This is a genomic window from Brachybacterium sp. J144 (genome assembly GCF_036321705.1).
Taxonomy (GTDB): domain Bacteria; phylum Actinomycetota; class Actinomycetes; order Actinomycetales; family Dermabacteraceae; genus Brachybacterium.
In genome coordinates this window covers 48,654-60,475 of sequence record NZ_JAZDCG010000028.1, presented here as the reverse complement: position 1 = coordinate 60,475, position 11,822 = coordinate 48,654, and the positions used below count along the sequence as shown (strand labels likewise).

14 protein-coding genes are annotated in these 11,822 nt (G+C 73.5%); all 14 read left to right on the top strand.

Annotated elements, in window-relative coordinates:
- The first annotated feature begins 194 nt into the window (after positions 1-194).
- Positions 195-521, top strand: a complete 327-nt coding sequence (mihF, locus tag V1260_RS10735; protein WP_329746811.1) for an integration host factor, actinobacterial type — start codon at positions 195-197, stop codon at positions 519-521.
- A complete protein-coding gene (gmk, locus tag V1260_RS10730) occupies positions 518-1,108 on the top strand; it encodes a guanylate kinase (protein ID WP_329746810.1) in 591 nt (196 codons plus the stop codon). The genes mihF and gmk overlap by 4 nt, the downstream gene beginning before the upstream one ends.
- A gap of 171 nt (positions 1,109-1,279) precedes the next feature.
- Positions 1,280-1,642, top strand: coding sequence for a DNA-directed RNA polymerase subunit omega (gene rpoZ, locus V1260_RS10725; protein ID WP_329746809.1), 363 nt, complete (start codon positions 1,280-1,282; stop codon positions 1,640-1,642).
- 25 nt (positions 1,643-1,667) lie between these two features.
- On the top strand, positions 1,668-2,942 hold the full coding sequence (coaBC, locus tag V1260_RS10720) for a bifunctional phosphopantothenoylcysteine decarboxylase/phosphopantothenate--cysteine ligase CoaBC (protein ID WP_329746808.1): 1,275 nt from the start codon (positions 1,668-1,670) through the stop codon (positions 2,940-2,942).
- A complete protein-coding gene (gene metK, locus V1260_RS10715; protein WP_329746807.1) occupies positions 2,939-4,150 on the top strand; it encodes a methionine adenosyltransferase in 1,212 nt (403 codons plus the stop codon). The genes coaBC and metK overlap by 4 nt, the downstream gene beginning before the upstream one ends.
- Positions 4,147-4,527: a phosphoribosyl-AMP cyclohydrolase gene (gene hisI / locus V1260_RS10710; RefSeq protein WP_329746806.1), complete on the top strand. Its 381-nt coding sequence runs from the start codon at positions 4,147-4,149 to the stop codon at positions 4,525-4,527. Before metK ends, hisI begins: the two co-directional genes overlap by 4 nt.
- On the top strand, positions 4,524-6,146 hold the full coding sequence (locus V1260_RS10705) for an anthranilate synthase component I (protein ID WP_329746805.1): 1,623 nt from the start codon (positions 4,524-4,526) through the stop codon (positions 6,144-6,146). Before hisI ends, V1260_RS10705 begins: the two co-directional genes overlap by 4 nt.
- Complete coding sequence (locus tag V1260_RS10700) at positions 6,143-6,853, top strand: Trp biosynthesis-associated membrane protein (protein WP_329746804.1); 711 nt, start codon at positions 6,143-6,145, stop codon at positions 6,851-6,853. The genes V1260_RS10705 and V1260_RS10700 overlap by 4 nt, the downstream gene beginning before the upstream one ends.
- A gap of 71 nt (positions 6,854-6,924) precedes the next feature.
- A complete protein-coding gene (locus V1260_RS10695; RefSeq protein ID WP_329746803.1) occupies positions 6,925-7,194 on the top strand; it encodes an HGxxPAAW family protein in 270 nt (89 codons plus the stop codon).
- Positions 7,191-7,706: a DUF2752 domain-containing protein gene (locus V1260_RS10690; RefSeq protein WP_329746802.1), complete on the top strand. Its 516-nt coding sequence runs from the start codon at positions 7,191-7,193 to the stop codon at positions 7,704-7,706. Before V1260_RS10695 ends, V1260_RS10690 begins: the two co-directional genes overlap by 4 nt.
- 62 nt (positions 7,707-7,768) lie before the next feature.
- Positions 7,769-8,602, top strand: coding sequence for an indole-3-glycerol phosphate synthase TrpC (gene trpC / locus V1260_RS10685; RefSeq protein ID WP_329746801.1), 834 nt, complete (start codon positions 7,769-7,771; stop codon positions 8,600-8,602).
- Positions 8,599-9,942, top strand: coding sequence for a tryptophan synthase subunit beta (trpB, locus tag V1260_RS10680; protein WP_329746800.1), 1,344 nt, complete (start codon positions 8,599-8,601; stop codon positions 9,940-9,942). Before trpC ends, trpB begins: the two co-directional genes overlap by 4 nt.
- On the top strand, positions 9,939-10,772 hold the full coding sequence (gene trpA / locus V1260_RS10675) for a tryptophan synthase subunit alpha (RefSeq protein WP_329746799.1): 834 nt from the start codon (positions 9,939-9,941) through the stop codon (positions 10,770-10,772). The genes trpB and trpA overlap by 4 nt, the downstream gene beginning before the upstream one ends.
- 110 nt (positions 10,773-10,882) lie before the next feature.
- Complete coding sequence (gene lgt / locus V1260_RS10670; RefSeq protein ID WP_329746798.1) at positions 10,883-11,815, top strand: prolipoprotein diacylglyceryl transferase; 933 nt, start codon at positions 10,883-10,885, stop codon at positions 11,813-11,815.
- Positions 11,816-11,822 lie beyond the last annotated feature (7 nt).

The following is an 11,822-nucleotide window of genomic DNA, read 5'->3' as shown; positions in this document are numbered from 1 at the left end:
CCGCGGCGGCCCCGCCTCCCGCGGCCCCTCCCCGGACCGGGGGAGGAGCCGACGGGGCCGGGCCGCAAGCCTCTGATCTGCGACACCTTTGCCGATGAGTGTGCCTCGCCACGTCCGAGGGGTTACAGTCTTCCCACGTGCGGGGTCCTCTCGGATCCCGCTCCTCACCAGCGACAGAACAAGAGGTAAGAACAGTGGCTCTCCCTCCCCTCACTCCTGAGCAGCGGGCCGATGCCCTGAAGAAGGCCGCCGAGGCCCGCCGCGAGCGCGCCGCGATCAAGGCCCGTCTCAAGGACAGCGCCGGCCGTCGCGGCGAGGAGATCACGAAGGTCCTGGCCGAGGCCGAGACCAACGAGATCGTCGGCCGCCTGCGCGTCTCCGCGCTCCTGGAGGCCCTTCCGGGCGTCGGCAAGGTCAAGGCACAGCAGATCATGGAGGAGATCGGCATCTCCCCCTCCCGCAAGATCCGGGGCCTCGGCTCCCATCAGGCGGAGAAGCTCGTCGCGCACTTCTCCGAGTGACGACCTCCCACGGGGCCGGTGCCGCGTCGGCACCGGCTCCGGTGACGGTCCTCGCCGGCCCCACCGCGGTGGGTAAGGGAACGGTCTCGGCCGCGATCCGCGCCCGCTACCCCGAGATCTGGCTCTCCGTCTCGGCGACCACCCGCGCCCCGCGCCCGGGGGAGGTCGACGGCGTCCACTACCGCTTCGTCAGCGAGGCGGAGTTCTCGCGCCTGATCGAGGACGGGCAGATGCTCGAGTGGGCCGTGGTCCACGGCCGGAACAAGTACGGGACACCGCGCGGTCCGGTCGAGGAGATGGTCGCCGCGGGGCGCCCGGTGCTCCTCGAGATCGACCTCGCCGGTGCCCGGCAGATCCGTGAGACGCTCCCCGAGGCGCACTTCGTCTTTCTCGCGCCGCCCGACTGGGACACGCTCGTGCAGCGTCTCGTCGGGCGCGGCACGGAGGACGAGGAGGAGCGCACCCGGCGCCTCGAGACCGCGAAGGTCGAGCTGGCCGCGGAGAGCGAGTTCGACGTCACCATCGTCAACGACGAGGTGGACCGCGCGGCCGACGAGCTCGCCGCGCTGCTCGGCGTCCGCCGCTGAGCGCGGGAGAGGGCCCCCAGGTTCTCTGCCTTCGCGCTGTTCTCCCCAGTTCTCCACACCGGTGCCGGCGTGCGCGGTCTCACGCGGCCGGTCCCCGGGCGCCCTCGCGCCCCGGGGGGTCCAGGGCGTATCCTGGTCAGTCGCACGCACACTTTCGATGAAGGGACTTCCGTGGCCGGAACCGTCGCCCAGCCCGAGGGCATCACGAACCCGCCGATCGACCGTCTCCTGGAGACCGTCGACTCGAAGTACGCCCTGGTGCTGTACGCCTCCCAGCGCGCCCGCCAGATCAACGCCTACTACTCGCAGCTCTCCGAGGGCCTGCTCGAGTTCGTCGGCCCCCTGGTGGATGTCGACAACCAGGAGAAGCCGCTCTCGATCGCGCTCCGCGAGATCGACGAGGGCCTCCTGACGGTCCGCGAGATCGACGAGGAGGAGTACGCGGCGCAGAACGAGCCCGATCCCAACGCGCCCGCGCCGCTGCTGCTCGGCGACGACGCCCCCGAGATCCCCCCGTCGGATTTCACCTTCTGATCCGTCCACCCCGCCGGGAGCACCGATGAGCAGCGAGCTGCGCACCCTAGAGGGAGCGCGTGTCCTGGTGGGGGTGGGAGGCGGCATCGCCGCGTACAAGACCGCGCACCTGGTGCGCGGTCTCGTCGCATCCGGGGCCTCGGTGCGCGTCGTCCCCACCGAGGCGTCCCTCGCCTTCGTCGGGGCGGCCACCTGGGAGGCGCTCAGCCATCACCCGGTGCTCACCTCGGTCTTCGAGGACGTCGACGAGGTGGCGCACGTCCGCCACGGCCAGCAGGCCGATCTGGTCGTCATCGCCCCCGCGACGGCCGACCTCCTCGCTCGGATGCGGATCGGCCGCGCCGATGACCTGCTGACCGCCTCGCTGCTCGTCACCCGCGCCCCGGTCGTGGTCGCCCCGGCGATGCACACCGAGATGTGGGAGCACCCCAGCACCCGCGAGAACGTCGCGGTCCTGCGCGAACGGGGCCTGGTCGTGCTCGAGCCCGCCGTCGGCCGGCTCACCGGGCCGGACTCGGGCCCGGGCCGCCTCCCCGAACCGGAGGCGATCTTCGAGGCGGCCCGCGCGGCGATCGCCGCGCCCCGCACGGCCGACGGCGCCGTCCGCCGCGACCTCGTCGGCCGCGAGCTGCTGATCAGCGCGGGCGGGACCCGCGAGAGGCTCGACCCGGTGCGCTATCTCGCCAACCACTCCTCGGGGAAGCAGGGCTGGGCCCTCGCCCACGCCGCCCTCGTGCGCGGTGCCCGGGTCCACCTCGCCGCCGCGAACGTCGCGCTCGACACGCCGCCGGGCGCCGCGCGGACCGACGTGGGCGACGCCGCCGAGCTCGCCGCGACGATCGCCGCGCACCGCTGCTCCGTCGACGCGCTCGTGATGGCGGCCGCCGTCGCCGACTTCACCGCCGCGGAACCCGCGGGCCACAAGATCAAGAAGGACGAGTCCTCAGCGGACTCGGTGCCGGTGATCTCCCTGCGCCGCACCGAGGACGTGCTGCGCAGCAGCGTGCTGGCCCGCGGGGACGCGCAGCGGCCGGTGATCGTGGGCTTCGCCGCCGAGACCGGCGGGGAGGGGGCCAGCGCCCTCGAGCTCGCCCGCGCGAAGGCGCGCCGCAAGGGCGCCGACCTGCTGGTCTTCAACGACATCACCACGGGCGTCTTCGGCGCCGACGAGAACGCGGTGCGGATCCTGGACGCCGAGGGCTCCGACCGTGCCGCGGCCGCCGGCTCGAAGACCGCCGTCGCCCACGCCGTGCTCGATGAGCTCGTCGGTCTGCTCGCCGACGTATCCTCGACCCCATGACCTCGAGCGAGCTGCGCACCTTCACGTCCGAATCGGTCACCGAGGGGCATCCCGACAAGATCTGCGACCAGATCTCCGACGCCATCCTCGACGACCTCCTCGCCCAGGACCCCGGAGCCCGGGTCGCCGTCGAGACCATGGTCACCACCGGACTGGTGCACGTCGCGGGCGAAGTCCGCACGAGCGGCTACAGCGACGTCTCCACGATCGTGCGCGACGTGATCCGCGAGATCGGCTACGACTCCTCGGAGAAGGGCTTCGACGCCGACTCCTGCGGCGTCGAGGTCTCGATCGGTGCGCAGTCCCCGGACATCGCCGCGGGGGTCGACGACTCCTTCGAGTCCCGCTCCGGCACCGGCGACCTCGAGGACTTCGCCCGCCTCGGTGCGGGCGACCAGGGACTGATGTTCGGCTACGCGTGCCGGGACACCGCCGAGCTGATGCCGCTGCCGATCCACAGCGCGCACCGCCTCACCCAGAACCTCGCCCGCGCCCGTCGCGACGGCGTGCTGCCGTACCTGCGCCCGGACGGCAAGACCCAGGTCTCGATCGGTTACGACGAGTCCGGTGTCGCCCGGTCCGTCGAGGCGGTCGTCGTCTCGACGCAGCACAGCGCCGACGTCGACCTCGTCTCGCAGCTCGCCCCCGCCATCGACCGCGTGGTCATCGCCCCGGTCCTCGAGGACCTCGCCGCCCAGGGCCTGGACATCTCAGGGGTGGTCAAGCACATCAACCCCTCGGGCCGCTTCGTGCTCGGCGGCCCCAAGGGTGATGCCGGCCTCACCGGCCGCAAGATCATCGTCGACACCTACGGCGGCATGGCCCGCCACGGCGGCGGAGCCTTCTCCGGCAAGGACCCCAGCAAGGTCGACCGCTCCGGCGCCTATGCGATGCGCTGGGTCGCGAAGACCATCGTCGCGGCGGGCCTCGCCGACCGCTGCGAGGTGCAGGTCGCCTACGCCATCGGCGTCGCGGAGCCGGTCGGCCTGTACGTCGAGACCTTCGGCACCGGGAAGGCCCCCGCGCACCAGATCGCCGCCGCCGTGCGGAAGGTGTTCGACCTCCGCCCTGCGGCGCTCATCCACGAGCTCGACCTGCTGCGTCCGATCTACTCCCTGACCTCGGTGCACGGCCACTTCGGCCGGGAGCTGCCCGAGTTCACCTGGGAGCGCACGGATCGCGCCGAGGAGCTGGAGCGCGCCCTGTGAACGTCCCCTCACCGCTGCCCGCCGAGCTCGCCGCGCGCCTCAAGCGCGACGGCGCCGGCCTGATCACCGCCGTCGTCCAGGACGCCTCGACCGAGCAGGTGCTCATGGTCGGCTGGATGGACGACGAGGCGCTGCACCGCACCCTGACCACCGGCCGCGCCACCTACTGGTCCCGCTCCCGGGGCGAGTACTGGCGCAAGGGCGACACCAGCGGCCACGTCCAGTGGGTGCGATCGGTCGCCCTGGACTGCGACGGCGACACCCTCCTGGTGCGGGTGGACCAGGTCGGTGCGGCCTGCCATCGCGGCACCATTACGTGCTTCGACGGCACGGACCTCGGAGCCGTCGTGCTCGACGCCGCGGAGCGCACCGCATGAGCGCGCCGTTCAGCGGGCCCGATTCCGGGACCCCCGAGGTGACAGGGGCCGATGCGGGGATCACCGCCTATCCCGAGCTCGTCGGAGGGCTCGAGGGGGACGCCCTGGGTCGCGTGGTCCCCGACCGCGAGACCTTCCGCGCCCTCGCCTCCCGGCAGCGCGTCGTGCCCGTGAGCGTGCGCCTGCTCGTGGACGAGGACACCCCCGTCTCCCTCTACCGTCGGCTCACCGACGCCGGGGACGGCCGCGGCACCTTCCTCCTCGAGTCGGCCGGCGAGGGCGGCGACAGCCGCTACTCGATCATCGGCACGCGGGCGCGGGCCGTGCTCACCGAACGGGAAGGTCGCGCCCACTGGATCGGTGACGTGCCCGCCGGGGTGCCCGTCGACGGCAGCCCCGTCGAGGCGCTCCGCGCGGTCACCGAGGCCTTCCGCGCCGCCCGGCAGCCCCATCTCCCGCCCTTCTCCGGAGGGATGGTGGGCTTCGTCGCCTACGACGCGGTCCGCCACTGGGAGAAGCTCCCGGATGCCCCGCCGGACGAGATCGACATCCCCGACCTCTCCATGCTCCTCGCCCAGGACGTCGCCGTGCACGATGCGCACGACGCGACGGTGGTCCTGGTGGCGAACGCCCTGAACCTGAACGCGACCGACGAAGGCGTCGACGCCGCCTATGACGACGCCCTCGCGCGTCTGGAGACGATGCGGGAGGCCCTGCGCCGCCCGCTCACCACGAGCGCCATGGTGTACGAGACGGTGCGGGACGCCGAGCCGAAGGCCCGCACCGCCCAGCTCGAGTACGAGGCCGCGGTGCGCGAGGCCGTCGCCGACATCGTCGACGGCGAGATCTTCCAGGTCGTCCCCTCGCAGCGGTTCTCCCTGCCCACGGCGGCGGATCCGCTCGACGTGTACCGGGTGCTGCGACGGATGAACCCGAGCCCCTACATGTACCTGCTGCGCACCACCGACGCCGAGGGCCGCGCGATCGACGTGGTCGGCGCGAGCCCCGAGTCGCTCGTGACCGTGCGCGGTCGCACGGCGACGACCCACCCGATCGCCGGCTCGCGGCCGCGCGGCGCGACCCCTGAGGAGGACGAGCGCCTCGCCGAGGAGCTCCTCGGCGATCCGAAGGAGCGCTCCGAGCACCTCATGCTCGTCGACCTCGCCCGCAACGACCTGCAGAAGTTCTGCGATCCGGGGACCGTCGTGGTGCGCGACTTCATGCACATCGAGCGCTTCTCGCACATCCAGCACATCGTCTCGACCGTGACCGGGAGGATCCGCGAGGGGGCCCTCGCCTACGACGCGCTGCGGGCGACCTTCCCCGCGGGGACCCTCTCGGGGGCTCCGAAGCCGTCCGCGATGCGGATCATCGACCGCCTCGAGCCGGTGCGCCGCGGCGTCTACGGCGGGACGGTCGGCTACATCGACTTCGCCGGCGACATGGACATGGCCATCGCCATCCGCACCGCGGTGCTGGTCGACGGCGACGCCCATGTGCAGGCGGGCGGGGGAGTGGTCGCGGACTCGCAGCCCACGATGGAGCATCGCGAGACCCAGTCCAAGGCGGCCGCTGCCCTGCGCGCCGTCGCCTCGGCCGACACCCTGCGCGGCGCATGAGCGAGCGGACGGGCGATGACCCCGCCGTGGACCAGCCGGGCGCGGACGAGCAGTCGGAGGGCGCGGCGGCCGCCGCCCGCCCGACGCGCCGTACCGCGGTGCTGCTCGGGGTGGCCGCCTCCGGCCTGCTGCTCGGCGTGACCCGTCTGACGTGGGTGGACGCCCTCGCCGCGAACCTCACGGGGACCGCCCAGGCCCTCGAGGTCGGCGGCTCCGACGCCGCGCCCGCCGTGGTCGCGCTCGCGGTCGTCGCCCTCGCGGCCTCGCTCGCGACCTCCCTGTCCTCGAGCTGGGTGCGCTTCGTCACCGGTCCGGTGCTGATGTTCGCCGGCATCGCGGCGGGCGCGGCGGCGTTCGGCCCGCTCCGCGATCCGGTCTCCGCCGCGCGCGGCACGGTCGCCGAGGCCACCGGGGTGGTGGGCGGCACGATCGAGGCCGAGGCCACCCTGTGGCCGTGGCTCACCGTCGTCCCGGCCCTGCTGCTGGTCCTCGTCGGCGCCGCCACGGTGCTCGTGGGCGGGCGCTGGCCGCGGCGCAGCCGGTATCGCAGCGCGGCGGCCGCCGTGGCCGTCGACGTCGATCCGCAGGCGGATCCGGCCGCCGCCTGGGACGCGCTGACCCGCGGCGAGGACCCGACCGAGCAGACGGAGCCCGCCGAGGCTGCGGAGGCATCGGAGGCCGCCGACCGGACCGGCTCCGGGGACTGAGCGCCTCGCCGGGTGGAGACCCTGCTCGTGGCACAATGAGTGCCGATCAGGCCACCGACCGGAGAAGGACCATGACCAAGACCTACACCGTGCCCCCGCAGCCGCACCACAACGAGGGCAAGACCGTGGCCGCCTGGACGATGAACATGGGCATCGTGATCGGCTCGGTGGTTCTGGCCCTGGGCATGATCCTCCCGGATGCCGCCGCGCAGCCGCAGCTGTCGATCCTGGTGTGGATCGGCGCCGGCCTCGTCGTGCTCGCCATCCTCGCGGGCGTCGGCCTGTCGCTGGCCGGGCTCGGCCAGCCGCGCCGCGCCGCCGCCGAGTCCGAGGCGCGGTGACCGCCGCGGCGTCGGAGCAGCACGGCCAGCCCGTGCCGCACCGCGCCGCCGCAGATCACGGCCCCGTCGGCCGCGAGGACGGCACGACCCCCGGCGTCCGCGGTCCGCGCGCCCTGCTGCTGCCGCTCGGCATCGGGCTGGGAGGACTCGCCCTCGCCCTCGGCGTGCAGCTCGTGTTCGATCCCTTCCGCACCGATGTGCCGCTGTGCATCGTGTACCACCTGACCGGGCTGCACTGCCCCGGCTGTGGGGCGACCCGCGCTGTCCACGCCCTGCTCGACGGCGATCCGCTGCTGGCCCTGCGCAACAACGCCCCCGTCGTGCTGGCCCTGCCCGTCGTGGCCCTCGGCCTGCTCGCCTGGGCCGTCCGCCGGGTGCAGGGACGGACCCTCGCCTGGCGCCCCCCGATGCCGCTGCTCCTCAGCGCGCTCGCCCTGCTCGCGCTGTACACCGTGGCGCGGAACCTGCCGCTGTTCTGGTTCCTCGCCCCGACGTCCCTCGTCGGCGCCTGACCCGCGCCGACCGTGACGGGCGCCGGCCCCGCCGCCCCGTCCCCACCGCCCAGGAGGCCTCCGTGACCACCACCGGAACCGTTCTCGACGAGATCATCGCGGGCGTGCGCGAGGACCTCGCGCCGCGCCGTCAGGCGGTGCCCGCGGAGGAGATCGCCCGACGGGCGCGCGCCGCCTCCCCCGCCCGCGACGCACGCGCCGCCCTCGAGGGCGATGGCACCACCCTCGGCCTCATCGCCGAGGTCAAGCGCGCCAGCCCCTCCAAGGGGGAACTCGCGGAGATCCCTGAGCCCGCCGTGCTCGCCGCCGCCTACGCCGGCTCCGGCGCCTCGGCGATCAGCGTCCTCACCGAACAGCGCCGCTTCCGCGGCACCCTCGCCGACCTCGACGCGGTGCGCGAGCGGGTGGACGTCCCGGTGCTGCGCAAGGACTTCGTCGTCGACCCGTACCAGGTCTTCGAGGCGCGCGCCCACGGCGCGGACCTGGTGCTGCTCATCGTCGCGGCGCTCGAGGACGGCCTCCTGCGCGAGCTGCACGACCTCACCACCGCCCTCGGCATGCAGGCGCTCGTCGAGACCCACACCGAGGAGGAGCTGGACAGGGCCCTCGCTCTCGGCGCCGATCTCATCGGCGTGAACGCCCGCAACCTCAAGACCCTCGACGTGGACCTCACGCGGGCCGCCGAGCTGATCGGCCGGATCCCCGCGGGCCCGCTCGCGATCGGGGAGTCCGCGGTGGCGAGCGTCGCGGACGTCGAGGCCTATGCCGCCGCCGGGGCCGATGCCGTCCTGGTCGGCGAGGCCCTCGTCACCTCCGGCGACCCGGCCGCCGCCGTCGCCTCGTTCCGTCGCGTGCCCCGCCGCGGCCGTCCCCAGACCGAAGGAGCTCCGGCATGAGCACCCCCGCATCGCCCCTGCCCGTCCCCGACATGGACCGGCCCGACGGAGAGCTCCGCTCGGAGGCCGGGCCCTACTTCGGCGACTTCGGCGGCAGGTTCCTGCCCGAGGCCCTCGTCCCCGCCCTCGACGAGCTGAACGAGGTCTACCAGAAGGCGATCCTCGACCCCGAGTTCGTGGCCGAGCTGCGTCGCCTCGCCGCCGAGTACACCGGGCGCCCCTCGCTGCTGAGCGAGGCGCCCCGCTTCTCCCGTCTCGCGGGAGGTGCCCGGATCCTGCTCAAGCGCGAGGACCTCAACCACACCGGCTCGCACAAGATCAACAACGTGCTCGGCCAGGCGCTCCTGACCCGGCGCATGGGCAAGACCCGGCTGATCGCCGAGACCGGCGCCGGCCAGCACGGCGTCGCGACCGCGACCGCCGCCGCCCTGTTCGGCCTGGACTGCACGATCTACATGGGGGAGGAGGACACCGAGCGGCAGGCCCTGAACGTCGCCCGGATGCGCCTGCTCGGTGCGGACGTCGTCGCCGTCTCCCAGGGATCCCGCACCCTCAAGGACGCCATCAACGAGGCCTTCCGCGACTGGGTCGCGAACGTGGAGACCACCCATTACCTGCTGGGCACGGTCGCGGGGCCCCACCCGTTCCCGGTGATGGTGCGCGACTTCCACCGCATCATCGGCGAGGAGGCCCGTGCCCAGGTCCTCGACCGTACCGGCCGTCTGCCCGATGCGGTCGTCGCCTGCGTGGGCGGCGGCTCGAACGCGATGGGCATCTTCCACGCCTTCCTCGACGACACCGACCCGCTGGTCCGCCTCGTCGGATGCGAGGCCGGGGGAGACGGGATCTCCTCGGGACGGCACTCGGCGACCATCGGCGGCGGCAGCCCCGGGGTGCTCCACGGTGCCCGCTCCTTCGTGATGCAGGACGAGGACGGCCAGACCATCCCCTCCCACTCGGTCTCCGCGGGGCTCGATTACCCGAGCGTCGGCCCGGAGCACGCCTGGCTCGCAGATATCCGTCGCGCCGAGTACCGGGCGATCGACGACGGTCCCGCGATGGACGCCTTCGCGCTGCTGTCCATGACCGAGGGGATCATGCCCGCCATCGAGTCGGCGCACGCCCTCGCCGGGGCCCTCGAGCTCGGCCGCGAGCTGGGGGAGGACGCCGTGATCCTGGTGAGCCTCTCGGGCCGCGGGGACAAGGACGTCGACACCGCCTCGCGGTGGTTCGGCCTCGTCGGCGGGGACGAGGACGCCGTCAGCGGGGACCTCTCGGCGCTGCGCGCCATGGCCCGGGGCACCCTCGCCGCCACCGACACCCCGGAGGAGATCCGATGAGCACCCCCGACACCGGCCGGCTCCGCTCCGGTGACGCCCTGGACCGGGCCCGCGGCGAGGGCCGCGCGGCCCTCATCGGCTACCTCCCCGTCGGCTACCCGGACCTCGACCGCTCGGTCGAGGCGGCGAAGGTCCTCATCGACCACGGCGCCGACATGATCGAGCTGGGCCTTCCCTACTCGGACCCGGTCATGGACGGCCCCGTCATCCAGCGGGCGGCCGGCGCGGCCCTCGCCGGCGGGGTCCGCACCCGGCACGTCCTCGAGGCCGTGGAGCGGCTCTCGGGCCGCGGGGCCGCGATCCTCGTCATGTCCTACTGGAACCCCGTGCTCGCCTACGGGCCGAACGCCTTCGCACGGGATCTCGCCGCCGCCGGTGGTGCCGGGGTGATCACCCCGGACCTCATCCCCGACGAGGGCGCCGACTGGATCGCCGCCTCGGACGAGCATGCCGTCGACCGTGTGTTCCTGGTCGCTCCGAGCTCGCCGGCGGACCGGCTCTCCTATGTGGTCTCGCACACACGCGGATTCGTCTACGCGGCCAGCACGATGGGTGTCACCGGCACCCGGGCGAGCGTCTCCACGGCCACCGAGGGCCTGGTGGAGCGCACCCGGGCGGCGGGCGCGCGGAACGTCTGCGTGGGTCTGGGCGTCTCAAACGGTGAGCAGGCCGCGCAGGTCGGCGCGTACGCTGATGGAGTGATCGTCGGGTCCGCCTTCGTGCGGGCTCTCCTGGACCACGAAGGCGATGACGCGGCGGCCCGCACCGCGCTCTCCGCGGTGGCCGATGATCTCCGCGCCGGCGTCGAGCGGGCCCAGCGTCCCCAGTGACGAGCCGCCGCCCCTGAGGCGGCGGAGCAGGACCCCGACACCCCGTAACCGGACCGGCCGGGCGCCCCCTCGAGGGCGCGCCCCCGCAGCGCAGAGAGGAGACAGCACCGATGATCCCCAGCTCGCCGATCTCCGCCGTCTCCCTCGGCCCGCTCACCATCCACTTCTACGCCCTGTGCATCCTGGCCGGCATGGGGGTGGCCCTCTGGTGGGGCACGAAGCGCTGGGTCGCCCGCGGCGGCAACGGCGACGACCTCTTCGACATCGCCTTCGCCGGGATCGTCGCGGGGATCATCGGGGCGCGGATCTGGCACGTCCTCACCTCTCCCGCGCCCTTCTTCGGCCCGGGCGGCGACCCCGTCGCCATCCTCTACATCTGGCAGGGCGGCCTCGCGATCTATGGCGGCATCGCCGGCGGCGCCGTGGCCGTGTGGTTCATGGCCCGCCTCAAGGGCGTCTCCTTCACCGCTCTCGCGGACACCCTCGCCCCCACCCTGATGGTTGCCCAGGCGATCGGCCGCTTCGGCAACTGGTTCAACCAGGAGCTGTACGGGCCGGCCACCGACGTCCCCTGGGCATGGACGGTCACCTGCGTGACCAACGGCGAGACCATCCCCGGCTGCGTGCCGGGCACCTACCACCCGACCTTCCTCTACGAGCAGCTGTGGAACCTCCTCGGGGTCGTCCTGCTGCTCTGGCTTGCGCGCCGCTTCGACCTCGCGGGCGGCCGCGTCTTCTGGAGCTACGTCGCGATCTACTCGATCGGACGCGCCTGGATCGACGCGATCCGCTCCGAGCCCGTGCTGATGGTCGGCCCGCTGCGCATCCACACCCTGGTCGCGATCGTGATGGCCCTCGTCGGCATCGCCATGGTCGCCCACCTCACCCGCCGCCGGCGCCGCCGCGGGGGAGAGGTCGTCGCCGCTGACGGCTCCTTCGAGCTGCCCGCCCAGACCGAGGGCAACGGCCCCGACGAGGACCACGTCGAGAAGTCCGGCACGCCGCCCTCCGCGGCCGACGACTCCGCTACACCCGGCTCCTAGCTCCAGG